General features: G+C 66.8%; 27 protein-coding genes. 6 read left to right on the forward strand and 21 right to left on the reverse strand.

Going from position 1 to position 24,899, the window contains the following annotated elements:
- Positions 1-80 precede the first annotated feature (80 nt).
- Together ACIPRI_RS19965 and ACIPRI_RS19970 are read right to left on the reverse strand one after the other, a co-directional pair.
- Positions 81-686 (reverse strand): response regulator transcription factor, encoded by a 606-nt coding sequence (locus tag ACIPRI_RS19965; protein WP_446623214.1) that lies wholly within the window; start codon positions 684-686, stop codon positions 81-83.
- Positions 687-691: 5 nt separating this feature from the next.
- On the reverse strand, positions 692-2,923 hold the full coding sequence (locus ACIPRI_RS19970; protein ID WP_446623215.1) for an ATP-binding protein: 2,232 nt from the start codon (positions 2,921-2,923) through the stop codon (positions 692-694).
- A gap of 88 nt (positions 2,924-3,011) precedes the next feature.
- Between ACIPRI_RS19970 and ACIPRI_RS19975 the strand changes: the two genes are divergently transcribed.
- Complete coding sequence (locus ACIPRI_RS19975) at positions 3,012-3,962, forward strand: Bug family tripartite tricarboxylate transporter substrate binding protein (RefSeq protein WP_446623216.1); 951 nt, start codon at positions 3,012-3,014, stop codon at positions 3,960-3,962.
- A gap of 44 nt (positions 3,963-4,006) precedes the next feature.
- Here ACIPRI_RS19975 and ACIPRI_RS19980 read toward each other — a convergent pair whose 3' ends face one another.
- Positions 4,007-4,567 (reverse strand): lipid-binding SYLF domain-containing protein, encoded by a 561-nt coding sequence (locus ACIPRI_RS19980; RefSeq protein WP_446623217.1) that lies wholly within the window; start codon positions 4,565-4,567, stop codon positions 4,007-4,009.
- 173 nt (positions 4,568-4,740) lie between these two features.
- Here ACIPRI_RS19980 and ACIPRI_RS19985 point away from each other — a divergent pair, with 173 nt between their 5' ends.
- On the forward strand, positions 4,741-5,316 hold the full coding sequence (locus tag ACIPRI_RS19985) for a BP74-related protein (protein WP_446623218.1): 576 nt from the start codon (positions 4,741-4,743) through the stop codon (positions 5,314-5,316).
- Positions 5,317-5,321: 5 nt separating this feature from the next.
- On the opposite strand, the gene ACIPRI_RS19990 is transcribed toward ACIPRI_RS19985, so the two are convergent.
- The 18 genes from ACIPRI_RS19990 to ACIPRI_RS20075 form a co-directional block, all read right to left on the reverse strand.
- A complete protein-coding gene (locus tag ACIPRI_RS19990) occupies positions 5,322-6,557 on the reverse strand; it encodes a zeta toxin family protein (protein WP_446623219.1) in 1,236 nt (411 codons plus the stop codon).
- Positions 6,554-7,048 carry a hypothetical protein gene (locus ACIPRI_RS19995; protein ID WP_446623220.1) on the reverse strand — a complete coding sequence of 165 codons (495 nt, stop codon included), beginning with the start codon at positions 7,046-7,048 and terminating at the stop codon, positions 6,554-6,556. Before ACIPRI_RS19995 ends, ACIPRI_RS19990 begins: the two co-directional genes overlap by 4 nt.
- A 125-nt stretch (positions 7,049-7,173) precedes the next feature.
- Positions 7,174-7,881 (reverse strand): TraX family protein, encoded by a 708-nt coding sequence (locus tag ACIPRI_RS20000; RefSeq protein WP_446623221.1) that lies wholly within the window; start codon positions 7,879-7,881, stop codon positions 7,174-7,176.
- 39 nt (positions 7,882-7,920) lie between these two features.
- A complete protein-coding gene (locus tag ACIPRI_RS20005) occupies positions 7,921-8,223 on the reverse strand; it encodes a phospholipase D-like domain-containing protein (RefSeq protein ID WP_446623222.1) in 303 nt (100 codons plus the stop codon).
- Positions 8,224-8,562: 339 nt separating this feature from the next.
- Positions 8,563-9,669, reverse strand: coding sequence for an LPD7 domain-containing protein (locus tag ACIPRI_RS20010; RefSeq protein WP_446623223.1), 1,107 nt, complete (start codon positions 9,667-9,669; stop codon positions 8,563-8,565).
- Positions 9,670-9,699: 30 nt separating this feature from the next.
- Positions 9,700-11,643 (reverse strand): type IV secretory system conjugative DNA transfer family protein, encoded by a 1,944-nt coding sequence (locus ACIPRI_RS20015; RefSeq protein WP_446623224.1) that lies wholly within the window; start codon positions 11,641-11,643, stop codon positions 9,700-9,702.
- Positions 11,609-12,619: a P-type DNA transfer ATPase VirB11 gene (virB11, locus tag ACIPRI_RS20020; RefSeq protein ID WP_446623225.1), complete on the reverse strand. Its 1,011-nt coding sequence runs from the start codon at positions 12,617-12,619 to the stop codon at positions 11,609-11,611. The genes ACIPRI_RS20015 and virB11 overlap by 35 nt, the downstream gene beginning before the upstream one ends.
- Before the next feature lie 100 nt (positions 12,620-12,719).
- The gene (gene virB10 / locus ACIPRI_RS20025; protein WP_446623226.1) at positions 12,720-14,114 is read right to left on the reverse strand and encodes a type IV secretion system protein VirB10; all 1,395 of its coding nucleotides are present in this window, start codon (positions 14,112-14,114) and stop codon (positions 12,720-12,722) included.
- Positions 14,111-14,950, reverse strand: coding sequence for a P-type conjugative transfer protein VirB9 (virB9, locus tag ACIPRI_RS20030; RefSeq protein WP_446623227.1), 840 nt, complete (start codon positions 14,948-14,950; stop codon positions 14,111-14,113). Before virB9 ends, virB10 begins: the two co-directional genes overlap by 4 nt.
- Complete coding sequence (locus ACIPRI_RS20035; RefSeq protein WP_446623228.1) at positions 14,947-15,678, reverse strand: virB8 family protein; 732 nt, start codon at positions 15,676-15,678, stop codon at positions 14,947-14,949. The genes virB9 and ACIPRI_RS20035 overlap by 4 nt, the downstream gene beginning before the upstream one ends.
- Positions 15,679-15,823: 145 nt before the next feature.
- Positions 15,824-16,879, reverse strand: coding sequence for a type IV secretion system protein (locus tag ACIPRI_RS20040; protein WP_446623229.1), 1,056 nt, complete (start codon positions 16,877-16,879; stop codon positions 15,824-15,826).
- 8 nt (positions 16,880-16,887) lie between these two features.
- The gene (locus ACIPRI_RS20045; RefSeq protein WP_446623230.1) at positions 16,888-17,130 is read right to left on the reverse strand and encodes a hypothetical protein; all 243 of its coding nucleotides are present in this window, start codon (positions 17,128-17,130) and stop codon (positions 16,888-16,890) included.
- 23 nt (positions 17,131-17,153) lie between these two features.
- Positions 17,154-17,888 carry a P-type DNA transfer protein VirB5 gene (gene virB5 / locus ACIPRI_RS20050; RefSeq protein WP_446623231.1) on the reverse strand — a complete coding sequence of 245 codons (735 nt, stop codon included), beginning with the start codon at positions 17,886-17,888 and terminating at the stop codon, positions 17,154-17,156.
- Positions 17,881-20,388, reverse strand: coding sequence for a VirB4 family type IV secretion/conjugal transfer ATPase (locus tag ACIPRI_RS20055; RefSeq protein WP_446623232.1), 2,508 nt, complete (start codon positions 20,386-20,388; stop codon positions 17,881-17,883). Before ACIPRI_RS20055 ends, virB5 begins: the two co-directional genes overlap by 8 nt.
- A gap of 9 nt (positions 20,389-20,397) precedes the next feature.
- On the reverse strand, positions 20,398-20,763 hold the full coding sequence (locus ACIPRI_RS20060) for a type IV secretion system protein VirB3 (protein WP_446623233.1): 366 nt from the start codon (positions 20,761-20,763) through the stop codon (positions 20,398-20,400).
- Between the two features lie 11 nt (positions 20,764-20,774).
- The gene (locus tag ACIPRI_RS20065) at positions 20,775-21,044 is read right to left on the reverse strand and encodes a TrbC/VirB2 family protein (protein ID WP_446623335.1); all 270 of its coding nucleotides are present in this window, start codon (positions 21,042-21,044) and stop codon (positions 20,775-20,777) included.
- Between the two features lie 41 nt (positions 21,045-21,085).
- Positions 21,086-21,445 carry a hypothetical protein gene (locus ACIPRI_RS20070; protein ID WP_446623234.1) on the reverse strand — a complete coding sequence of 120 codons (360 nt, stop codon included), beginning with the start codon at positions 21,443-21,445 and terminating at the stop codon, positions 21,086-21,088.
- Between the two features lie 83 nt (positions 21,446-21,528).
- A complete protein-coding gene (locus ACIPRI_RS20075; RefSeq protein ID WP_446623235.1) occupies positions 21,529-22,023 on the reverse strand; it encodes a hypothetical protein in 495 nt (164 codons plus the stop codon).
- 347 nt (positions 22,024-22,370) lie between these two features.
- Here ACIPRI_RS20075 and ACIPRI_RS20080 point away from each other — a divergent pair, with 347 nt between their 5' ends.
- Genes ACIPRI_RS20080 through ACIPRI_RS20095 form a run of 4 tightly spaced genes read left to right on the forward strand, consistent with a single transcriptional unit; the run spans position 22,371 to position 24,685 of the window.
- A complete protein-coding gene (locus tag ACIPRI_RS20080) occupies positions 22,371-23,171 on the forward strand; it encodes a ParA family protein (RefSeq protein ID WP_446623236.1) in 801 nt (266 codons plus the stop codon).
- Positions 23,168-24,067 carry a ParB/RepB/Spo0J family partition protein gene (locus ACIPRI_RS20085; protein ID WP_446623237.1) on the forward strand — a complete coding sequence of 300 codons (900 nt, stop codon included), beginning with the start codon at positions 23,168-23,170 and terminating at the stop codon, positions 24,065-24,067. The genes ACIPRI_RS20080 and ACIPRI_RS20085 overlap by 4 nt, the downstream gene beginning before the upstream one ends.
- A complete protein-coding gene (locus ACIPRI_RS20090; protein ID WP_446623238.1) occupies positions 24,064-24,420 on the forward strand; it encodes a hypothetical protein in 357 nt (118 codons plus the stop codon). Before ACIPRI_RS20085 ends, ACIPRI_RS20090 begins: the two co-directional genes overlap by 4 nt.
- Positions 24,404-24,685, forward strand: a complete 282-nt coding sequence (locus ACIPRI_RS20095) for a hypothetical protein (RefSeq protein WP_446623239.1) — start codon at positions 24,404-24,406, stop codon at positions 24,683-24,685. The genes ACIPRI_RS20090 and ACIPRI_RS20095 overlap by 17 nt, the downstream gene beginning before the upstream one ends.
- The last annotated feature ends 214 nt before the right edge of the window (positions 24,686-24,899 follow it).

The raw sequence follows: 24,899 nt of genomic DNA on the forward strand, positions 1-24,899 counted from the left end.
GCGCGCAACAAGGGGGCTCGCACAATGCGAGCAACCACATATGTCACGTACGTGGGGCCCGTGCGGCGGGCGGCCTGCGCTCAGGCCTGTCGGTCCTGGCTCAGACTGATCAGCTCGGCCATCGAGGCCGCACCGAACTTCTCGAGGACGCGGCTGCGATGGAGTTCCACCGTGCGGTGGCTGATCCCCAGCTGTTGGGCGATCAGCTTGCTGGACATCCCCTTCATCGAAAGCGCCATCACGTCGCGCTCGCGCTCGGTGAGCGCTGCGAGGCGCGCTGCAAAGTCACCTCGATCACTCTTCGCTGCGCTCTTCGCTGCGTCGCGCCGCAATGCCTCGTTGATGGCGTCGAGGAGCTGCTGTGCTTGGTAGGGCTTTTGCACGAAGTCCACCGCACCGGCTTTGACGGCTGTGACGGCGGTCGTGATGTCGCCATGGCCGCTGATGAAGACGATCGGAATCTCGGCGCCGAGCTCGGCGAGCTTCGCCTGCAGGGCGAGCCCGCTCATGTGCGCCATCCGGACGTCCAGGACGAGACATCCCGCCCTTGTGGCGTCGAACCCATCAAGAAACGCCTGAGCCGAGTGAAACGTCTCGGCAGGAAGCTTGACGGAGCTGACGAGCTCCTGGATCGAATCGCACACCGCCTCGTCGTCGTCGATGATGAATACCGTCTGTTCGCCCATCTGCTTCAGTCCCTTTTTGTGGCAACCGGAAGTGTGAACCGGAACACCGCCCCGCCACCTGGGTTGGCTTGCGCACGCAGTGTCCCTCCGTGGGCCTCGATGATCTTGCGACTGATCGACAGACCGATCCCGAGGCCAGTCGACTTGGTCGAGAAGAAGGGTTCGAACACACTGTCCAGATCACTGTCGGCAATGCCAACGCCGCGATCCGCCACGCACACCGTGATTTCCTCCGGTGCGGTGACCGCTGTTCCGATGCGAAGTACCCGATCACCATGCGGGCAAGGGGCCTCCATGGCATCGAGCGCGTTGCGCAAGAGATTGAGAAGCACCTGCTGGATCTGGATTTCGTCGGCGACGACGGTGGGCAGCTGGCCGGAGAGGTCGAGGTCAAGGCGAACGCTGCGCAGCTCGCAGTCCACCTTCACCATCTCGACGCATTCTCGGATCGCGCCTTCGAGGTCAACTTCCTTGGCCTCGATGCCATGCTTTTTGACCATGGCGCGCAGACGCTTCACCACATCACCCGCCCGGGTCGCCTGCGCCACGACCTTGATCAGCAGTTCGTCGATCTTTCGCGGATCCGTCGCGGCATCCGCTATCCGCTGCCGGGCGGCGAGCGCGTAGTTCTCGATGGCCACCAGCGGTTGGTTCAACTCGTGAGCAAGGGCTGCTGACATTTCGCCCATCGTGTGGACGCGTACCAGGTGTGCCAATCGCTCGCGAAACTGGGCCGCCTCGGTTTGCGCCGCCACGAGATCTCTGCTCTTGCGGTCCCGCTCCAGCAGGTTCGCCAAAGTCTCACCAATCAACCTAATGCGAGGAATCAGTGCCTCGGACCACGACCGCCCGCTGCCGAGGACGGCGAGCGAAAGAACTGCGGCCACGCTACCGTCGACCCGAAGGGGCACCGACAGCAGCGATTGCAGGCCGAGGCGTTCCGAGACGCTCCGCTCGGCGGCAGCTTCTGTCGGCCATTCGTCGAGGCTGGCGAGTTGGACGATCTCGCCGCGCAACAGGCGCTCGCTCAGCCACGGAAAGTCCGCCTGGGACACAAGTGCCGGTGGCTCCGGCGCCTCGGCGCCTGCCCACCAGTGCATCAGCATGAGGCTGTCTTCGCCCTCGGCGAAGCGCCACAGAACAACCCTATCAACGCCCAGAAACTCCCCGATGGCACGCAGCGCTTCGGGTACCACACGTTCAAGGTCGACGACCGGGGCGCGCAGCAGGCCAGCCGAGAGGTTGGTCAGCAGCTGTTCGAAGCGCAAGGCCTGGTCGATCTCGCGAGCTGCGCTCTCCCGCTCCGTGATGTCGCGCAGAATCACTGTCAGCAGCGGCTGACCGGCGATCGTAGCGCGCGAGATCGACGCCTCGATGGGGAACTCCGTGCCGTCTGCCCGAAGGGCAGAAAGCGCGGTTTGCATGCCCATCCGCCGCGACGTTTCCCCAGTCTGAACGAAGTGCGCGACGTACGTACCATGCCTTGAGCGGAAGCGATCTGGAATGAAGTGGTCCAGCGGGGCGCCGATGGCACGCGACGCCGGGTACCCGAACATCCTTTCCGCTGCCGCGTTGAAAAGAACCACTCTGTGGTCCCCATCGACGGCAATGATGGCGTCCATCGCGGAGCACACGATCGCGTCGAGCCGTGCAGTTCCTTCTTCGAGCCGTTCCCGCGCGCTTTTGTGTGCAAGAGCGTTGGCGAAGACGTCCGCCAAGGTTTGGGCCCGCGCGAAGACGTCCTGCGGCCACGCGCGCTCGTGCCTGAGGCAACCGAGCGCGATTGCGCCGACAATCCGGCCTCCCACGGCCATGGGCATGGTCAGGCTTGACTTCGCTCCGACGCGCCGGAAGGACGCGGCGTCGGCGGCCGCCTCGGGCGGCAATTCGTCAAGCTGTGAGAACACCACTGGACGTCCGGACTGCAGGCGCCGCATCACCCAGGGAAAGTCCTCCAGGACGGAGCGCGGCACCACTGCGCGCACGCCTGGCACACTCCATGAATGGGTGACCTGCGCCGCGCCCGTCTCCGACTCAAAGCCGATGAGGTTCGCACGATCGACGTCGAGCAGCCCGACGATGCGCCGCAGCGCATCCGAGATCGCGGCATCGATGCGACTCGTGGGAAGGTTGATGAATCCTGCCGACAAGTCGGCGAGCAAGCGCTCGAACCCAGGCAACTCCTGAATGGGCGGCGCGTCGGACGCGGCAGCGGCGGGGGCTTCGGGTTCACTCATTCGGGTGCTTAAGCCGGACAGCTGATATCCTTTGCCCCATCGCGGAGCGATTCATTCTAGTGTGCGCTGCATCCGAACAATCCACTGCTTGCTGCTGGGCACCCTTGCCGCGGTCGGGCCCTTGCACGCGCAATCGGAAAGGCCGGCCAAGGGTCCGATCAGGATCCTCGTCGCCGTCCCCCCCGGCGGCACATCCGACATTGCGGCACGCCTGATTGCCGACAGCGTCGCGGAGGCCTTGGCTCAGCCGACCATCGTCGAGAACAAGGCCGGCGCGACAGGGCGCATTGCCGCCGAAGCGCTGAAGAACGCTGCGCCGGACGGCACCACATTCCTGGTGGCGCCGATCGCAGTGACCGTGTTGGCGCCCATGGTGCTCAAGCGGCTCAGCTACGATCCGACGAAGGACTTCGCTCCGGTTTCGCAGATCGCGAAGTTCCAGTACGCATTCGCGGTCAGCCCGACTCATCCGGCGCGGACGGTCCCGGAGTTCATTGCCTGGGCGCAGGCGAATCCGGGACAGGCAAACTACGGAACGCCCGGGGCGGGTAGCGTGCCGCATTATTTGGGAACGCTGGTCGGCCGGGAGACCGGCGTCGAGATGCCTCACGTCCCCTACCGGGGCGCCGCCTCGCTCACTACCGAACTGATGGGCGGCCAGGTGCCCTGCGCCATCAGCGCGCTGTCCGACCTGATCGAACTGCACCGTGCCGGGAAAGTCCGCATCATTGCAACGACAGGCCCCGAGCGCTCGCCTGTGCTGCCGGCGGTCCTGACGTTCAAGGAGCAGGGCTTTCCGAAGGTCGAAAGCGTTGGCTGGACTGGTTTGTATGCGCCGGCGGGAACAGCGAAGCCGGTGGTCGACCAGTTGGCGATGGCAGTTGCCAACAAGCTGCGAACCCCCGCGGTCAGGGACAAGCTCGCCAAGCTCGGGCTCGAACCAACCGGTACGTCGCCCGAGGAATTTGCTTCGATCATGGCGGCGGACACCACACGCTGGGCGCCGATCATCAAGGCTTCGGGCATTACGGTTGACTAGATGTCCTTGGCGAGCGCGCCACCGCCACCCTAGCAGCCAGGGTCTCAGGGATCAATCTTCGTGATCTTGGATCCCTGGAGACCGAGGCCAGCCATCAGCCCGCTCTGATCGAAGACGAACGCATAAACGTCGTCCTTGAGCGTGGTGGTGGTGATCGACCTGGCCAGGGCAGCATCGACGACGACCACGCTGGGGCCGACGCCGACCTCCCAGCCGTCACTGCGATCGAGATACGCGAGCGCCCCTCGATTCATGAAGACAAGCGCGTAGCCGAACTTCTGCACGCCCGCCTGCAGCCCATAGGTTGCGGAGACCGTTTCGTAGTAGGCCAGGGTCTTGCCATCCTTTCGCAGTGCCCCCTTGCCGTACTGAGCGCCCACCACCAGCCCACCCTTCACAATCTGCGGGAACACGAGCACGGCGTGCGCCTTGGCCGCCAAAGTCTTTGCCGCCGGCATCGCGTGCAGCCTCTTGATCGCAGCGTCGACGTCGCGATCGATCTCGATCGCAGTGGGCGTCGTTGCACTTTGGGCATTGGCGATCCCGGCAGGCGCCAGCGTGACAAGCGCAACCACTAGTGATGTGGCGAGCCAATAGACGTTCATTTGCACCCCTCTCGGATTTGAGGCTGACAGTCGCGCCGAGCACTGGGGCAAAGTGTCTGCGCCCGCAGGCGACCGCCTAGACCAAAGCCTATCGCGCGCCCAGGCCGGCAAGCAATATGAGAAGCCACGGATGCCACGTAGGTGGACGAGCATGGCGCCTGGCGTATGCACTGATGCTGGCCGACACTTTGCGCGAGGCGAATCGGGCAAGCCCAAGGTCGTCCCGAAGGAGAAGTGGTATTTGCCACCAGCGAAATCCGAAAGCAAGTCTGGCGAAAGCGAGCAAGTGCGACGATCGTTGGCAATCAGATCCTCGAGTCTCGCACCGGAGCCGAACCACTACGGAGCACGTGCAGGGAACCGTCGTTGCCCGCGCTGCCGACTACAACCCGGGCTGGTCGTTTCACCTCGACCCGAAGACGAGTTCGCTTTCCAATAAGGCGTTCACCGTCAGGCAGCCACCGGCTAGAAGCTTGTACAGGACAGTAGATCGGGGCTGTTCGTGTCCAGCACGGTCAACAGGCCGGCCGACGGAAGTGACCGCAGAGCGAGAGGTTCCGGTCATTCGCATCCACCGGGTTGAAGGACCGCTAACGCTGCAAGCCGGAATTCGTCGGACAGCATCGATCGGCGGTAGTAATTGGGCGCACTGCCGCCGCTCAGCGGACACCATACATGCCTTGAAGCGGACGCTGTTGCCCTGGATGGCCGGCAGCGCTGCGGCCAGCGTCACACTGTGGACCCTCTAGGCGGACTACCGAGTGGGAGGCTCCTCGGACGGCGGTTCCTTCGCCGCTGGCTCTCTGTCCGGTTGGGCTCTTGCCTTTCCTTGCGCCTTCATTTCCATCGCCTTCTGGCGCGCGATGATGCGCGCCATGTCCCCGCGCTCGATGCGCTGCGCGATGTTCTCGCGCGCATGGGCCAGCAGCCGGGCGGCCTCCCTGGGCGGGAAGCGTTCGGATTCGAGAACCGCCTCGCCCAGCGCGGCGACGGCACGCGCCAGGTGCGGGAACTCCTTCTCGAACTCGAAGCGGTTCATCACCCGGAAGGCCCCGGCCTCGCGCGCCCACTGCAGCATCTGTCTCGCGTCGGGATCCCGCTCGCAGCGAGCGGCGGCTTCGTTGCGCCAGATGACCGTGCGCCCGGCGATGTCGCGCGGAACCGTCGGGTCGCTGGTCAGGCGCTGCACCAGCGTTTCCCAGCGCATCGCGTGCTGGACCAGTTCCCTGGCATCCGGTGCGCGGTCCAGATGGATCCGCAATGTCTCGGCGGCCCGGGGGACACGGTTGAGCACGCCGTCGATCACCCGGCTCTCGTACAGTTGGGTGCCGCTGCATGTGATCACCCGCAGGCCATCGACCATGCGCTCGTGCTCCAGGCGGTGCAGGAAGCTGCCCACATTGCTGAAGGCCAGTTCATGGGCCTGGATCGAAGGCGCTTCGGCGCCGAGCCCCGCGCGGCGGCGCATCTCGTAGCGTGCCAGCATGGCCAGGCGGCTTTCTTCGCGGGCGGTGCCCACGACCACCGCCTGGACGATGTAGCCGCCGCGTCGCAGGTCCGCCGCGAGCCTCGGCACGGCCTCGATGTCCGTGGTCTCGACCTCGGCGACCAAGTTGAGGCGCCTTGTCTGGACGTCCGAGACGAAGCGGTCGAACCAGGCTTGGCAATGGGCGGTCACCCGGGCAGCGGCCGTCGGGGCCACGTCGCCGCCGGCCGCCCACAGCGGGTGGTACGCACGCAGGCGGTTCAGGGACACGTGGGCGGCGGTGGCCACGGTCTGCATCAGTTGCTGACGCAGCATGACCGACGCGTAAGTGAGTCCCGCGCCGGGTTGTCCGGCGATGATCATGGCCACAGGGTGCTCCACAGTCTGCGCACCGACCAGAAGGTCCGGTGCGACGCATCGCTCGTACAGGCGCCGCAACTCGCGCTCGGAGGGCGTGGGCGCGTCGGGGGCGGAGGCAGGCCCGGGTTCCGGGGTGCGCGTCACGGTGCGTCCCCTTCCTTGCGATCCCCGGTGTTCTGTCCCTCCCGATCCGGCTGGGGTCCGAACCGCTGCAGGATCGCTCGGACGGCGCCGGCATCGGCCGGGTCCAGCGTGGCGAGGACCTTGCGAGCCTCGTCGCGCTCCTGGGTCAGCTGCTGGATCCGACGTGCATTAGGCTCGACCCGTTCAGCCGCCGCCTCGATCTGGAGCGTGTGGGAGGCGATGTACTGGTTGACCAGCGCGAGCGCCAGTTCGGCGTCCAGCACGGTCTTCATCGAGTTCCACTGCCGCTCGTCGTATTCGTAGAAGGGCCGGGCGGCCTGGTCCGTGGGCCGCTGCTCGCCGCGCTCGATCGAGAAGTCGCCGATGCGCACCGCCTCGGTGAGCATCATGCGGACCACGTCGGGCAACTCCATGCCGAGCGACCTGGCCATCTTGTGCGCCTTCTCGGCAATGGCGCGGTCGATGCGGATGCGCAGTTGGGTGCTGTCCATGTGAGCGTGAGTTATAGCAGGGCGTCATGTTGGGGCGGCCGGCATCGGGAGAGGTTTGACACAGCGAGGCCGCCTGGAGTCGACCTGCAAGGCCGGCCTGCGTGCGGCGCCGCGGCAGACGCAGGCTAGCGCGTCGCCAGGAAGAGAGCCAACGCTGTGAGGTGGGCCGGGTAGAAGGCGTAGAAGACCCAGCGGCTGCGGCGCAGCGGGATGTCCACCTGCGTGGCCCCCCAGATCAGCGCCAGGGCGACCAGCGCGGCGAAGTTGCCATTGATGATGGCCAGGGAGGCCGTGCCGAGCGCCCACAGCGTGAAGCGGCCGGCCGTGGGCTGGCGCACGAAGGCCCATGCGCCCAGGCAGCACAGCAGCGCCGGCCACCAGAACTCCACCAGCGCCCCGCCGATGACGAACGCCATGACAGCCAGGAGCCGATATCCCTTGCCGCCGCGCTCGAGCAGGTAGACGACCAGGGTGGCGACGAAGAGCGTGAAGAGGATGTTCAGCGGCAACCATCCCACCAGCCAGGCAAAGGCGGGCATCGCCAGGGCGCCGAAGATGGCCAGCCGTTTCATTACCCGCCGGTGCAGACCGCCCTGCAGGGCGCCGGGGCGGGCCAGGTTGAACATCAGGACGAAGCCGAAGACCGGCATCACCATGCGCCCGAGGGCATAGAGCGTCGTGCTGGATTCGTGCAGCAGGTACTTGTTGACGTGGTCGCCGGCCATCAGAGCCAGGGCCACCCATTTGAGCGCCTCCAGCGAGCCGTCCGAAACGGTCCATGCGAGGCGACCGGGCGTGCCAGGAAGCGCCCTCGTCGATGAAGTTTGCGGCATGGGATGAAGGATGCCTGCGCGGGTGTACCCGCCGTGGCTTCAATAGCCGGGAGGCAATTCCGTGCCCTCGTCCCAGAGCCGCCGCCACTCGCGGCCGTACCGGGCGGCCAGGTCCGGCGCATTGCCCACCACGAGGACGTTCTCGGCGTTGTGCCCGGCAGCCGAGGCGGTGTAGTTGAAACTGCCGGTCTGCACCACAGCGCCATCCACGACGATGAACTTGTTGTGCTGCAGTGCGTAGCGGGCGTTGACTCTGACCGGCACCCGTTCATTGGCGAGAAATCGCGCGGCCGAATACCTCTTGGCCGCCTCGCCGGCGTCCACCACCACGAAGACCTGCACGCCGCGGCCACCGGCTTGCTCGTGAAGGAGTAGGCGGCCACCAGCAGCGTGGCCTTCGCGCCCCGGATCGTGTCCAGCACGAGGCGCAGGGCGTGGCCGGGCGTGAAGGCTGCCGAGTAAATGGGAGCGGAGGGCACCGGCGCGGCGGCATCCGTCGCGCCGACGGATGCGATGGGCCCCTGCGCCACCGCGCGCAACGGCTGCTTGGTGACGCCTGCCATCTCGGCATGGGCCGCGAGGCCGCGCAATGACGGCCCGGTCAGCAGGATGCACGCGAAGAAGGCAAGGCCATGAGACCGGGCGGCGCGGTGGAAACGAAGCACCCAGCGTTCCTGTGGTCTAGGTGCGTTCATGGATCGGCTCGTCGCGGCTACGGCCTGCGCGCTGGGGGACCTGTCGTTGGCTCGGCCGCATCTTGCGCTCGGGAAGGTGGAGGGTGTGGCCCTGTTCGACGGTAGCGGCCATGCGGTCGCGGATGGCCTCCACGAGCCGTTCCTGCGAAGGCCCGTCCACCGTCACACGCTGGGCGTACTGCTCGGCCAGCTTCAGGCCTGCGGCCGCGGTAGACAGGGTCGCAGAGGTGTCGAGGGAAGCCTCGGCCAGGATCTGGCCGGTGCGCAGCAGGCGCGCCTGGCGCCGCAGGTCGCGCATGTGCTCGGGCGTCTCGATGCTCCAGCGGGCGCGCTGGGCGACGATCTTGCGCTCGCCGATCAGCTCGCCCGCCTCGTTGCGTGCCGGCACGCGCAGACTGACAGGGCGGGTGCCGTGCTGCGTGAGCACGATCGGGTCCCCGATGCGCGGCTGCGACGCCGACTCGGCCAGCGCCCGTTCCAGGTCGGCGCCCCAGATCGTGCGGTCGCCGACCTCGGTGCGCACCATCACGTAGAAGGACATGCGCTGCTCGGGGTGGAACTGGTACGGCGCCGCGGCGGCGGCGACCAGCACGCCGTGGATCGGTGGGCGCGGGCCATCGCGCAGGGAGCGCGGTTCCCTTGCGCCGTCGCGGTCCTCCGAAGCTTCGACGGGCTGATTCCGGGTCCGCGTGCGCTCGGCCTGGCGGACCTCGGCTTCGGTCGGCGAATAGCCCCGCGCCTCGATCCCCCGCAGCGCCGCCTCGCTCCACATACCCTGGCGGAAGGCTTCGGTGCCGCGCAGCTCGATCACCCGCCAGCCCCTGGCCTCGGCGATGGCGATGACACTGTGCATGACCTCGCGGTTGTCCGTGCGCACGCGGATGCGGCTGCCGTCGTCGATGAAGGCGAGCGTGCGATCCGGGAAGAAGTAGCGGTCATCGACCTGGAGGTAGCGGCATTTGATGGCATCCGGGACACGGGGATGCGCGCGGCCGATTTGCGGCGCGTCGCCCTGGACCGAACCGGCGAACTCGCCAGGCCCTGCGCCAGGACTGCCGCTGCCCGTCTGCTCGTGCATGGATGGATTCGCCATGTCGGCTCCTTTCTCGGTTTCGCAAGGGAGTCAATCGAGCAGCCGCGATACGAACTCGTCGGCGTGGCGCTTGATGTCCTCGTCGCTCAGTTGCTCGGTGGGAATCTCGACGTCGTCGAAGTCGAACGAGAAATCGTCCAGCTTCAGCGCGTCGCTCAACACGTCGTTGGCCACGGGTGCATCCTCCTTCGACAGCACCTGTCCGCCGCCCGCCGGGGGGAGATGGGTGATGGCACTCGACGCATCGGTGGGCGCGTCGTCCGCGCCGGTGGCCGGCGCCGTGGCGGCGGCACGGCTGGCACCCTGTACATCCAGCCTCGGCACGGCCGGCGGCGCCATCTCGCGCCGCGCGAAGGACTTGTCCTTGAAGTAGCGGATGCGGTGCGCGAGCACGGGGCGTAGGCCTTCGCAGAAGAGGATCATTCGCTCGGGGCCCAGCTCCTTGACCTCCTGCGGCAACAGCAGGCGACGGGGCTGCTCGCTGATGCTCACGGTTCCGCTCTTTCCGGTGCCGCCCCACAGGGGCCGACTGATGTTCTTCTGGCGCACCGTGTAGGTGCCCAGCTCGCGCGAGATGGCCTCGGCGTCCTCGTACTCCTTGGGCGGAAAGACGATGCGCGCCGCGAGCATCTTGCGGACGGACTTCGCCCCCTCGACGCCGTACTTCTCTACCAGCTGCGAATTGGACTGGACGATGATGACCGTGCGCACGTTGTAGCCGGGCAGGAAGGCGGTGGATTCGGCGATCACGGGGATGCGCCCGAGCGCGGGGAACTCGTCCAGCATGAGCAGCAACTGGTGCTTGAGCGCCGGGTTGTTCTCCGGCAGCTCGCGCGTCTGCAGGCCGATCGCCTGCTGGAAGAACAGGTTCAGCAGGGGCTGCAGCCGCGCAATGTTGTCCGGGTTGATCTGCACGTAGATGGAGATCGGGCGCTTTCGCAGGTCGCGCAGGTCGAAATCGTTGGCCGAGGTCGCCGCGTCGATCATGGGGTTGAGCCACAGGTCAAGGCGGCTCGTGAAGGTCTTGCGGATGCTCGAGGCGGTCGTGGGCGCCAGGTCGATGACGTCGTAGAGGCTTTGCACCGCCTCCTGAGACAGGGGATAGCCCGAGCGCTCGCAGGCGTCGATGACGCGCTTCCAGTGCTTCTGGAATCCCTCGGCATCGCTGGCCATGCCCTGGCGCAGCACCTCCCCGAGCGTGCGTGTGGCACCGGGTGCTTCGAAGAGGTACAGGGCGATGCCCAGGAACAAGGATCGCGCCGACGACGTCCAGAAGGGATCGCCCGCCAGCGGGTCGGGAAAGAGCATCGTGGCGATGCGCTGCAGGTCGTCGATGCAGCGGTAGGGCTCTTCCGCCACGTAGCCGAGCGGGTTCCAGCGGGCGGAGCATTCCTTCTCCGACAGCGGATCGAAGAGATGAACCTCCTGGCCATGCGCCGCCCGGTACCCGGAGGTTCGGATGAAGTTCTCACCCTTGATGTCGCTCACGATCGTCGAGCCGGGCCAATTCAGCAGGTTCGGCACGACGACCCCGACGCCCTTGCCGCTGCGCGGTGGCGCTTCGAGTTCCACGCCTTGCTGGCCGGGCAGCACCAGGTAGCGCCGGCCGAGGCGCCCGAGGATGATCCCGTGCTCCTCGAGCAGGCCGGCCTGCTCGATCTCTCGGCGGCTGGCGAAGCGCGCCTCGCCGTGCAGCAGTCGCCGGCGCGGCAGCATTGCAAAGCCCACCAGGCCGAGGCACAGGCCCTGCGCGCCGACGAGGGTCGTCAGCAAGGTACGGCGCACGTCCGGGCGCTCGCCGTAGGCCCGCCAATAGTGGTGGATGGTCAGCAGCGACGCGTTCTGTGGCGGCAGCTTCATCGCCATCAGAAAGGCGTAGCCGGCCACGTACAGGCCGACCAGCGCTGCCACCAGCAGCGCCACGGCGATCTTGAACGGGCTAGGAAAGCCCTCTGCGCTTGGTGCCAGGGTCATACCAGATCTCCCGCACGACGCGCGGGCTGCCGGTGGTGCTGCGGTCGCGCGCGCATTGAACGACGACGTCCACGCTCATCTGGGCCAGTTCCACCCCCTCGCGGGTGCTCATGCCCTGGCCAGCCTGGCTGCGCTTCATCAGCTGGGCCAGCGCCACGAAGGCCATCTCGGCGCTGTTGGCATGCACGCTGGTGATGGATCCGGGGTGGCCGGTGTTGACGGACACCAGGTAGTCGTAGACCTCCTCGCCGGTGCGCAACTCGGAGACGAAGACGCGATCCGGGCGCTGCCGCTTGGCGCTCGCGAGCAGCTGACCAGGCGTGACCTCGGCTTGGCCCTGCGCGCCCTGGGAATAGAAGAGGCGCACGTGGTTGGGCTGGTTGCGCAGCGACAGCTCCTTCACGTCCTCGATGGTGATCAGCCGATCCTCCGGCGGCACCTCCAGGATCAGCGCCTTGCTGACCGTGGTCTTGCCGGAACCCGTGGCCCCGGAGAAGAGGATGTTCTTGCGCAGGTGCACGGCTCGGCGCAGGAACTGGACGAATTGCCGTCGTGCCAGCAGGGTCGTCAGCTCTCGGCCCTCTGGCGAGAGGTGTTCCGTCTGCGCTTGTCGCGAAGCGATGTCGGGAATGCTGCGCGTGGGCCCGAAGATGCCCATGCCGTCCAGTTCTTCCAGGGTCCACAGGGCATTGGACGGCCGCCGGATCGTGATGGAGACGGTGCGATCGAGCGTCGCCGGTGGCAGGACGATCTGGATGCGCTCGCCGCCGGGCAGCGTGGCCGACAGCAGCGGCTCGCTGGCCGAGATGCGCTGGCGGGTGAAGTTCGCCACCAGCTTGGCAATGGAGACGCACCAGTCGTACGACGCGAAGGGCAGTTCCTCGCGCGTCCAGCCCGACTGGCGCTCGACGAAGGCCGTGCCGGGCTCGTTGATGCAGATCTCGGTGACCTCGGGATCCTGCAGCAGCCGGGCCATTGGCCCAAGGAAGAGCGCAAGGGAGGACGGGGCCTCGTCCGCGGGCCGAGACGCTGGCGCGGGCGCCGGTCCAGCCGCACCCGTCGCGCCGTCTTCGCGGTCAAGGGGTTGCCGGTTCGGTTCGAAGCGCATAGACGCTCCTGAAGTCCACGTCGCGTGCCACCAGGATCTGGATGCGCTCGCCCTGGTTCTTGATGACGGTCGGAGAAATGTTGACCGTGTTGCGCAGCACCTCGGCAATCACGTCGCGACTGCCCTGCGGGCCGAACACGACGGCGCCGCCGCCGCCGACGTTGGTGCCGCTTTGCTGATTGGCGGCAATGGCCGCCATGGTGCCGTCCACTACCGAGATCAGGAGCGCCGCACCGAAGCGCGCCCAGAAGTGGGTGTCGATGAAGCCGGGCAGGCCATTGCGCCCGAGTTCATCCGTGCCGGGAGAGGCCAGCTGCACGACGACGCCCGTGGGGGTGCGCGCCTCGTTCCAGACCACGAAAACGCGGCCCTGACCCTGCCGAGGCGATCCGCGCTGCTCGCCCACGTACTTGGTGCCGCGCTCCAGGAGGACGACCTTGCCGTCGGCGCCGTAGATGTCGCTCGCGCCGATGCAGGTGGTCATGCCCTCGTAGGTCGAGTCGATCGCCGTCTCCAGCGTGCAGTCGATGAAGGCGCCCTTGGGCAGCAGGAGGCGCCGGGTGGGGAGCGCCTGGGCCATGACGGCGGGTGTCGGGGTGGGCCTGAGGTTCGCGGCCAGGCTGCTGCCCATCGGACCCGCGGCGCCGTTGGGGCTCTGCATGGCACTGACCAGTTGGGCGACGTTGGGCATGACAGGCTGGCCTGCGGGGCCGGATGGCCCGGGCACTGCGCCGGCGGCTGCATACGAGCCGCCGCCGGTGAGTGACTGGGCCTTGCGAAGCACCGGTGCGCCGAGCTGTCGTTCCAGTGCCAGTTGCTCGGGCGTCTTCTGGGGTGGGCCGCCGGGATTGGCCAAGGGCAGCGGTGGGGCAGGGGCGGGACTGCCGCTGGAGACGGGCGCCGCGTCGATGGGCGCCCTGGGCGGGTCGATGCGGCCCAGGGGCGGGACCTTCATCTCGCCGCCGGCGCGTGCTGCTGCGGCCCTGCGCGCCGACTCCTCGGCATCGCGCGTCTTGCTGTACTGGGTGTTGTAGTACCAGAACAGAAAGCCCCCGCCCAGCAGGATGATGGTGGCCAGCGCCAGGCCGCCGCTGATGCGCGACTGGATGGAGCGCTCGCGGTTGACCGAGGGAATGGTCCGCTCACCCTGCACCGTGGCGGCGCCAGCATCGCCGCGCTCGCTACTTCTGCCAAGGCCGCCGGGATCCGGCCGCGTGGTGCTGCGCACCGGAAGGATTTCCCCGGTGTCGGCGTCCACACGGCGATCGGCAGGGCCCTCGATAGCTTCGTTTCCACCGTGCGGGTCCTGCTCGGCGGTGTCATCCGCATCGCGTGGCCCATGCTCACGACCCAGCCAACTCATGGTTCGCCTCCCGCGGTGGATCGCTGCACGCCAGGCACGTTGGTGTTCGTGGCCGAGCGCGCGCCGCCGCCGGCGAAGGACCGATTGACGACGCAACCGACCAACTGGCCGCGGCGCATCACGAAGCGGCGCGCGACCCGATGGATCACGACTTCGTCGTCCTCGACATTGAAGTTCAGCAGCGACTCCGATCCGTCGTCGTTCTGCACGAACATCGCCGGAAACTCGGAGCGGGCCTGGAAGCGCAGGCGCGTCTGCACGCCGTCGTCGTAGGCGCTCATGGGCTTGAGCGACTCACTGCCGCAGAACCAGTAGTTCATGTTGCGCGGCCTGTCGGAGGCCTGGTTCATGCGTGCGTCCGTGCGGCGGCGCTCGGCCTCGGCCGCCAGGGCTCGGGCTTCGTCCTCGGGATAGGTGAAGCGGATCGAATAGACCATGCGCCGCGCGGCGGCGCCGGAGGGGGCGCTGGCCGACACCACGTAGTCGAAGTGGTAGGCCCGGCGGTTGGTCAGGACCGTGAGGTTGGTCGACGCACGGGCTTCCTTGGGCTTGATGAAGAAGTGGTTGCGCTCGGCGCCCACGTCGAAGGCGGCGTTGTCGCCGGAACCCAGGTTGACGAATTCCTCGCCCTCGGCGAACTGCAGGTGGATCTGGTAGCCCACGTAGCCGTGCAGCACGAGGACGTCGTCGGGGTTGTAGGCGACCGTGCGTACGCGGGCGTCCACCTTGCCGGCCGGCGGGAGCGTGGCGGCGACACCGGACGGGGCGGTCAGGCCGAGGCTGCACGCCAGCACCGCAGCGGGCATCCAACGGGAAAGCGCGGCACATGCCCTCATCGCGGCTCCGGCTTGATGGGGGGCGTCGCCGCCACGCCTGCGGCCGCGACCTCGGGTTCGCGCCGGTACTCGACGACGCGAAAGCCCAGCGGGTTGAGCGAGCGCCACTTGTCGTCCCTGGAGGGCTGGACGTAGGCGAACTCGATGGTCGAGACCCAGTGGCTCGCCTGCTCGTCGCCGGTGCCGCCCGCGCGGGTGTAGCGGGTGAAACGCACCTGGGCCAGCTTGTCCTTGCCGCTGTCGAGCTTGAGGAAGGTGACGGAGCGTACCTGCGTTCGGATGGCGGTTCCATCCTTGTAGACGTTCAGGGGCGACAGCGGATTGTTGGTGGCCCAGAGGGTTGCCCACTCCTGGTTCAGGTGTGGGGAGTTCTGTGAGGCGACCAGTTCGTAGTCGGCCTCCGCGGTGCCGTAGAAGTAGCGTTCCCTGGCGATGACGTAGTTCTGTAGCAGGTTGCGGGTGACCACCTGCTCGATGTCGGCAGTGCCCTGATAGGTCGGGACGACGTCCACGATGCCGCTGCTGCTGTCCACGCGGATGACCACGGGAACGGGCTGCTTCAGAGGCGTGAGCCCGGTGACGGCAGCAACAGCTAGAAGCGCGGTTGCGCCTGAGATGCCCGCGACTGTCCAGGCGATCCTGGCCGAGCGCTCCGCGTGGCGAGCGCGGTCGAGCTCCCAGCTCCGGGCCTCCTTGAGGTACTTCTCAAGCGCGGGGTCCCGGTTCATGAGGTGCCCCAGAAGTCGCCGAGGACGGGTTGATGGGGGTGAGCGGGCCCTGGCACTCCGGCGGCAGTGGCGGGCGGGTGCCGCATGCCGCCAGAAGCAGGGCCAGTGCGAGAGACAGGCAGGACTTCACGAAAGGACTCCTGGCTTATCGGCGATGCACGAGGTTCGGCATGACCTGCTCCCTGGGGATCACGGTGCCACCGCGACGCGGCGAAGCTCCGATGCCGGCGATTGAGGCCACCCCTGCGCCGACACGGTTGCCAGTTAAGCGGCGGAAGGAGTCCCAGCGGCTGCCCGGCTCGCGGCGCATGCCGTCGATGACGCCACGGCCGAACTCGTAGCTGGAGCGCTTGGCGCCGCCGAGACCCCAGCGCAGCATGCCGCTGACCACGCTATAGGTGCTGAGCGCGACGCCACTGGCCAATCCAGCGGCGATCGGCATCACCTGTCGCATCACCAAGAAGACGAGCGCTGAGGCTATGCAGACGCGTACGCTCTCGGCGATGGTGATGCTGGCGCCCGCAGCCGCAGCATTGGCCGCATAGGCCTTGACGATATTGAGGAGGAGCGATGCAGTCAGCATAGTGAGCACGCTGATCAAAGCGTAGTTCGCAAGCTGCGCCGTCCATGCCTCGAAAAAGCGCCTGGTTGCCTCGAAGAAGAGCAGGACGATGAAGATCGGACCGAGCGCCAGCAGGATGGCGAGGGCGACCTTGGAAAGGCCGAGCAGGAAGGCGGTCACCACCACCGACAAGCCCACGAGGATGTAGACAAGGAATCCGGCGGCATAGAACGCGAAATCGCTGTCCAGGATACTGCCCTTCTTGAGCAACTGTTCGGCGACGGAGGCGCCGTCCTGCCAGACCTGGTCGATCACGCCGACGACCGTAGAGGCTCCCACGATGGACCTGGCGAGCTGCTCAGGTGCCTTGTAGAAGGTATCGGTGATGATCTCGTTGTATGTCCACAGCCGCAGACCTACCCCGAGAATGACTGCGACCGTGAGGATGCGCTTTACGCCTTCCCAGATTGGCTCCTGGATTCGGCCTGTCATGCTGAGGTAGCCCCAGATCATGACGTAGACGGTTGCGAGCGTGACTGCGGCCGGCTCGATCGCAGAGGCGACCTGAGTGGTGTGGGAGCTGACGTAGTTGGCCAGTTGCCCATCGAGCCATGAAAAGAACTGAGCGAAGAAGCCCATGATTGCCCCTATTTGGCAGGACCTTGAGGAATCTGCACGGGCTTCAGGTTGCGAGTGCTTCCAATGCCATCGAGCTTCTTCTTCGTCAGATCCTCAGGTGGAGCCTTCTGTGGCTCAACGGGCGCGGTAGGCGTTGCCGGTGCCACTTGCGCTGGCTCTTCCAACGTCCGCTGCTGGACAACGTAGTAGGCCCCGCCGCCGGTTGCGGCTGCGATGGCGATAACGAGAACAATCCACGAGGTTTTCGACATGGGCGTTCCACTACGTTTCACGTCTAGTAGTTGATCGCCGGAAGTGACTTCACCGTGCCAATATCCGACGCTGATTGTTCTCGGATGCGCTGCCTGCGCATGAGTTCTTCGGACTGGGCTACCTGATAGAGGCTCTGCAGCTTGGTCTGTTCGTTCGTGAGCATGTTCTGCTCGGCCTGAATCCGGGCCTGGAGTTCCAGAATGGCCTTGGGATCGTTCGTGCGGCCGATGGCGTCGATCAGCTGCTGCAGCGCGGAGAAGCGCTGGCTGGTGTTCTGGTAAGCGCTTCGAGTCATGCCGTTGAGCAGGGCCGCGGCCTGCCGCCCCTGTTCCACGGTCTGGCGCATCTCGGGGCTGAGCGCATCCATCTGCGAACTGGTGAGGATCTTGTTCGCGTTCATGATGGACTGCACCTGGCTTGAGAGGCCCGAATACCCTGTCGAGGAGCCATTGACCAAGCTCGTCAGGTCGTTGTAGTTCTGCGGAAGGTAGTTGCGCTGCGCATCCGAGGTCGACAACAGCTGATCCATACCCCGGTTGCCAGTCATCGCGCCGTAGGTTTGCTGCAACTGCTCCTTCGAGGCCTGCAATTGGTCGAACTGCTTTTGCATCGCGGAGATCTGCTGCTGCCAGTACATGATCTGCTGGATCAGGTTGGCGACCGCGGCGAAGTCGATTACCGGAATTCCGGCGCGGGCGTGCAGGGGCGTCAGCAGCGCCGACGCGGCGAGGAAGAACGCAAGAAGGTGCCTACGCATGGGAGATCTCCTGGTTTGAAGGGGGGCGAGCGGACTGGCCCGACAGGGCGGCGCGGAAGGGCCCGAGCCACTGATCCGGGTGCGGCCCGTGCCGGGCCATGCATTCGCGCATGAGCCGCACGTTGCTGGTTCGCCCCGATATCACGTGCAGCAAGTCGTCGAAGCCCTTGAGGTCGAGTTGCGCAACCACGCTCACGTGGTTCTGCTTGATCAGGAACTGGCGCGAGCCAGGTTCCAGCTCCTGCTTGATGAGCGCGAACTCGCGGTCCGTGAGGTTGAAGCCCTCGGTGTACTCGCAGTAGTCCGCTTCCGGGTTCGGAAAAAGAATCTTGGTCGGCGTCTGCTCGATGATGGCCCGCGCGATGCTGGAATCCAGCACGTGGCTCGTGCTCTGGGTGAAGGTGGCCAGGTTTGCATTCTTCTTGCGCCAGGTCTCCAGGCCATTCTTGGCGAAGCGCGCAAAGGCCGGATCGCTCAGCAGCCTGGCGAACTCGTCCATCCAGCACACCAGCGGCCGACCGTCGACCATGCGGTTGACCAGGTGGAAGAGGTACATGGTCAGAGGCGCCCGGACGACGTCGTTGTCGAGGAAGTCGGTCACATCGAAGCCGACCAGGCTGTGCTGGGCCAGCAGCGGCGCCACCGCATCGGCGTCGTTGTCGAAGACCCAGGCGTAGTCGCCCTGTTCGCTGGCGCACCATTTGCGCAGGCGTGCATGCATGCCTTCCGGGTCCGTCACATCCAGGAAGGCGATGAGCCGGGACAGGCGCCGGAAGGACGGCTCGAGCTTGAGCGTGCCGCGCAGGGCCTGGTCGAGGTCTTCCTCCTGCTGCACCGTCAGCACGTCGGTGGGCGAGCGCATCACCAGCCGGCGCAGCCAGTGCCGCATGAATTCGACGTTGTCGGTGATGCCGGCATCCAACTGCAGGGGATTGCAGCCGGTCGGCGCGCCGTTCTTCAGGGGCAGGTACTGGCCGCCCAGCGCCCGCACGAGGATGTGCAGCCCCTCATCCTTGTCGAAGATGACCTGGGTGGCATCCAGCCGGTTGCAGATCGCGATCATGCAAAAGCCCAGGAAGGTCGTCTTGCCGGTGCCCACCGGCCCGACGCCCGAGATGTGGCCCACGTCCCGGCGGCTGCCGCCGTCCGGGCTGCGCGGGTCGCTCGCGTGCAGCGAGAAAAAGTAGGGCGAGCCGGACCGCGTCATGAGCATGGTGAGCGCGTCGCCCCAGTAGTTGCCTTTGGCGCGCCCGGTCGGGAAGTTGTGGAAGGTCGACATGGCCGCGAAGTTGCGGCTGGTGATCGGCGCCTTGCGGGTGCGGTAGCCGAAGTTGCCAGGCAACTGCGCCCAGAAGGCCGCCTCCAGCGCCAGGTCCTCGCGCGCCACCACCATCCCGGTGTCGCCCAGCAGGTAGCGGGCCCGAGCGACGTTGTCGTTGAGCTGTTTGAGGCGCGGCAGGCCCTCGGCTTCGCTCACCCCGTCATAGGTGTCGGCCAGTACGTGCAGCGTGAAATGATGATCGCCCACCACGAAACGGTTGCTCATCAGGTCGTCCAGCGCGTCCTTGAGCTCCTCGGCCTGCGACACCGCCAGGTCGCCGGCGGCGGCCATCCGGTTGTGCTGGCGGCTCATCATGTCGGTGGCGGTGCCCTTGGCCAGGAAGGTGAAGCTCTGGGTCAGGACGAAGGGGAAGGGCGCCGTCAGCAGGGCGCCGAACATCCCCGGCGCCGTGGGCGTGGGGTACTCCTTGATGCCGAGGAAGGCGCCGATGCGCGTCTGCGTGCCGGTGCGGTACTCCATGGCCTCGTTGCCGAAGAAGGGCCGGGTCGTGGCCAGGACCTCGTTCAAGGGCGAGCGCGGCAAGGGCATGCGCTGCCACTCGCCGTTGATCAGGAGGCCATGGAACTCCACCAGCGCGGAGAAGAGCACATCGACGCCCTCGATCCGGTAGACGCCCAACGCCTCGGGGTCGTAGCGCTCCAGCGAGGCCAGCAACTCCTGGCGCAGCTTGGTGCAGGCGTCCAGCGAGTCGCGCAGCTCGGTGCGGGCGCCTTCGGAGTCGGTGCGCTTGAGCAGGCGCAAAGCTGCATGGCCGATGCGGGTGGGCTGTGGCCGGTAGACCGCGGACAGGTACAGCTCGTTGACCATCAGCCGCTCGCCGGCCATTTTCTGGCGATAACGCTGCTCGACTTCGCGGGCGAAGCCCGGGACGGTGCGCCCGACCGGGTAGCCGGTCTCGCGCCGGCGCACGACATGGGCCCAGATGGCCAAGTTGGGCGAGGCGATGTTGCGCAGCAGGACGTTCAGGCGCTCGTGCCAGCTGTTGAGGTCCTCGTCATCCGCGCTCTCGAAGCTCGCGCCGGCCAGGCGCAGCGTCTGGACATAGTCGCCCGCACGGGTGCGGGCCACGTGCTCGTCCATGTGGGCGACCAGCGGGATCATGTCCGCGGCGCTCACTTCCCGGCGCAGGGTGGCCTCGGCGCGCGAGAGCAACTGCATCTCCTTGCCTCACAGCACGGTGGGCACGGCGCGCGCGCGCCGCCGGCCCGAGACATCCGGCATGTCGATGGCCAGCGGGCTGTACGAGTTGGCCCGCCAGAAGCGCAGGTTGCCGCCGAGCAGGGCCGGCAGGCGCGTGCGGCCCCACAACTGCACCAGGTCGAAGAACCTCGGCTCGTACAGGCACACCAGGTAAAGCACGCCATGGATCGGCACGAAGGCCAGCAGCCAAGCGAGGTTCTTCGTCACGATGAAGGACTCGGTCGTGACCACGATGTTGAACATCATGGCCGAGTAGGTGACGCCCCAGACCATGGACGGGCGCGTCATCCCGACGAAGAGCGTGTCCGCCACGATGCCCGGGTTGCGGTGCACGGCGCGCTCCTTCAGACCCCGAAGAGGCCCCGGATCCAGGAGACGATCTGCGGACCGCCGAAGACCAGCACGGTGCCGATCACCACCGCCACCATCCACCACCAACTCAGGCGCCCGAACCAGGCCATGGCACCGGAGACCATGACGGCCACGGCGGCGATTGGCGTCAGGATCGAGGTGAGCTGCTGCTGGGTGGCGTTGGCGCCCGTGGCAAAGGGGCTTCCGGCCAGGGCCAGTTCCGGCGCCAGCATGCCCAGCGCGACCAGGCAGACGAGCCACAGGCGGCCCGCCCGGCCCTGGAGGCCGGCCGCGCCGCGGGGATCTACGCTAGCAGCTCGAGGCGCACCAGCGTGCTGCCGATGCCCAGGGTCTTGAGATGCAGCCGCAGCGTGTCCAGGCTGCGGAAGGTGCGCGGCTGGCCGGAGGAGCCGGCCAGGACGCTGCGCCCGAAGTGCCAAATGACCACCAGGTGGATCTGATAGCGGGCGGGCTCCACTTCCGCAATGATGATCTCGATGAGAGAACCCTTGTGCAGCAGTTCGACCAGTTCGAGCTGGGTCACGGTACCCGCGGGCAAGGCGCGGCCGGGCGGCGATGGTGCAGCCGCGGTCCGGGATGTAGGGGCGGCCTTGGTCGGCGTCTTCGCCGTCGTCTTGGGCTTGGGCCGTACCGCAGAGGTCATGGGCAAGCGTGCAGAGGTGGGGTGATGCAATATTGTGAACGAAAGTATGAGCAGTCACGGCGTTGTGCATGGCGCTACTCCAGTCAGCGGGCTGAAACAGTTGGCGGGATCGCCCCGGAGGGCGGAGCCAGCGAAATCGGTGTGGCGGATTCGGCGCGGCGGCCCTTGCCGTAGACGTCCCACCAGGGCGGCGCGGCCGATGCTCTTGGCGCGCGCGATCGCTCAGTAGCCGGCTTGCCTGCAGCCCAGGGCGGGGGCTGCGCAGTTGTTGGCGTGGCCGTGCGCATGGCGCTTGCCAACTCGCGCTTGAGGCTGGCGATGTCGACGAGGGTGCGGGCGTGCTGCTCCTCGGCCTCGGTGACCCCGGAGGAATCCGAGGCCGTCAGGCGCTCGACCTTGCGGCGAGCCAGGGTCTCGAGCAACGCCTCGGACTTCCTGAGTTCCTGGCGCAGGATCTCCACGCGATCGCTGTCGCGCGCCGCCTGTTCGGCGGCAGCGATGGTGTGCGCAGCGGCTGCGGGCTCCGCCAGCGCTGCACACGTGCACGCGAGCCATCCCAGCAGCGTGACGTATCGCAACGATGCACGGAGCCATGCCGGCTCCCCAGATGCTCGCAGATGACCACTCCCGACTCGCATGGGCGCACTGTCTGCCAGGCCGCCCGCGCCTGTCAACAAATCGTCGCAATCAAATTCCTATAGTTAACTATAGAGCCTATAGACAATGAAAATTGAACGGACTACGCTAACTGCGTGATTTCTCTGGGGAGTTGGCGCGAGGCAGCGGAACGTCAGTGCCGTGAGGCTCGCAACCCACATTGAGAATTCGGTAATGAGCTTTACGTCTCGTAGCGCCATGGGTGCCGGAGTTTCATGGGTGGCCCGGCAAGGCGCATGGTCGGCGTGCGACGCAGCGAGGTGCGGTGATGGGGCATGTGGTCGTCTTTGGTAATCAAAAGGGCGGCGTCGGCAAGTCCACGCTGTCGGTGCTCTATGCGTTCTGGCTTTCCGACGTGCATCGCCAGTCGGTGTGCGTGATCGACCTGGACACGCAGGGCAATGCGTCCAAGACGCTGCGCGGCTTCGATGCCGGCGCGCTGGCGGTGGATCTGTTCGCGGGCGCGGCGACGACCATGGCGCCGATGCGCGCGACGGCCGCGCAGCGCCCCATCGCGCTGATCGCCGCCTCGAAGAAGCTCGCGGACGTCGAGCTGTCGAAGCCCGAGACGGTCGTGCCGGCATTCCGCAGGAGCGTCGCACAACTGGCGCAGCATTTCGACACGGTGGTGATCGACACTCCGCCGGCGCTGGGCCTGCGCATGAGCGCGGCGTTGATTGCGGCCACGCGCGTGGTGTGCCCCATCGAGCTGGAGGAGTACAGCATCGACGGCGTCACCGACATGCTCAAGACGATCTTCGGCATTCGCCAGCGCTACAACCCGACGCTGGAGCTGGCCGGCATCATCCTGAACCGCTTCAACGCGCACTCCGTGCGCCAGAAGGCGGCGATACAGCAGCTGGCTTCGCGCTATCCGGATTTCGTGGTGCCGGCGCGCATCTCGACCCGATCCGCGATTCCCGAGGCGCTGGCCGAAGGCAAGGCGGTGTGGGAATTGGCTCGGAGTTCGGCGCGCGAGGCCAGCGCGGAGCTCAAGCAGACCTTCATGCTATTGCAGTCGCGCATCGAGTTGTCGCAGCAGGTCGTTTCGCGGGAGGTTGCCGTATGAGCGATCGGGATGCCTTGGACTTGAGTGCGCTGGCGCAGTTCCGGCCCTCGGATCTGCTCGCGGCGGGTGAGGGCGTGTCGGCGCCGGCAGCGGCGGTGCACGTCGAACTGGACCTGATCGACTTCGATCCGGCGCAGCCACGGCGCAGCTTTCGCGAGGAGAGCATTGAAGAGCTGAGCGCGTCGATCCGGTTGCACGGCGTGCTGGAGCCGGTGTCGGTGCGGTCGAACGCTGGCGCGCCGGGCCGCTACATCGTCAACCGCGGGGAGCGGCGGATCCGCGCGGCGCGGCGCGCAGGCTTGAAGACAGTGCCGGTCTTCATCGACGAGCGGATCGATCCGTTCGCGCAGGCGGCCGAGAACCTGCATCGCGAAGACATGTCGGCTCTCGACCTGGCGCAGTTCATCGCGGCGCGCGAGCGCGAAGGGATCACGCGCGCGGAGATCGCGCGCCGGCTGGCCAAGCCGCGTTCGTTCATCACCGAGGCGGCGGCCTTGATGGGTGCCTCGGAGGATTTGCGCCAGGCCGTGCGAGAGGGCCGGGTCGGCGAGGACGTGCGCACGCTCTATCGGCTGGTCTCGGCGGGCCGAGAGGCGCCGGAAGTCGTTCGGGTCGTCGTGCAGGGTCCGGATGTGGTGAGCCGGGCGAATGTGGATGCCCTGCTCGCGCGGGCACAGGGCGCCGAGGCGAGGCAAGGGAGTTCGGTGCACAGCGCGCAGACCGTCAGTGGCGGGCGCACCGTGCTGGTCGTGGAACATGAAGGGCGCCGGGGATCGCTTCGGATCAAAGCGCGCGATGGCGATGTCGGCGAGGTCCGGTTCGGGGATGGCTCGCGCCGCGCCGTGCCGCTGGCCGCGCTGAGGCTCGTATGCTGGGCCACGGAGGAAACGACATGACGGATCTGCAGACTGGACGAGCGGCGAGGCCGCAAGGCTCTGGGTTCGTGGGCAGCCCTGCCGGCTTGGCGGGCAGAGCCCTGGGGTGGGCCGTCCTTGCGGCCTGGCAGGTGCTCCGATGCGCGATCTGCGCGATCCTGGTGCTGGGCGAGCCCGTGATCCGAGCGGTGCTGGTGCCGTTGGCGTTCCTGGGCTTCCTGTTGACGATGATCTTCGGGTTCCTGATCGGCGATCCGCGTTTCCCGCGCTGGGGCATGCTGGCGTTTTCGGTCGGTGCGCTGGTGCTCTACTGGTGCTACCTGGGGTTCATGAGTCTCTTCATGTCGCTGCCTTCCCATGACTGCGAGCGTTGACGAGGCCGAGCTGCAGCGGATCGCCAGGCAACGGCGATTCGATCCGCGCACGCTGGAGATCGCGCGGCGGCTGTTCATCGAAGGCGATCGGCCCAAGCTGCTGGCAGCCGAGTACGGCCTCATCCTTCAGCGCATCTATGCGATCCGCAAGGCGGTGCTGGACCTGGCGCTGCCGGCGGGCGAGGCCGAAGTGACGTTGCGGGGGCCGGTGGAGGCCGTCGAGGCGGCGCAGCGGGCCTTCGAACGGTACATGGAGCGGATGTAGGGCTGAGATAGCGTGACGCGGATTCCTGCAATTCTTGTCGTCGATTCGCGGTCATATCGCGCGCAGCGAGCAAGTGCTTCGGCTTCGCCTGTCGTCAGTTCGCGAATTCCCAGCAGTTTTTGTCACTCCTAGTGAGCGCTCGCGCCATGGCCGGAGCTTCCCTTTTCGGTGCTGCCGAAGAGAGATGCCTTTCGCCTCAACTGCGCAGTAGCAC

Source organism: Variovorax sp. LARHSF232, assembly GCF_052871435.1.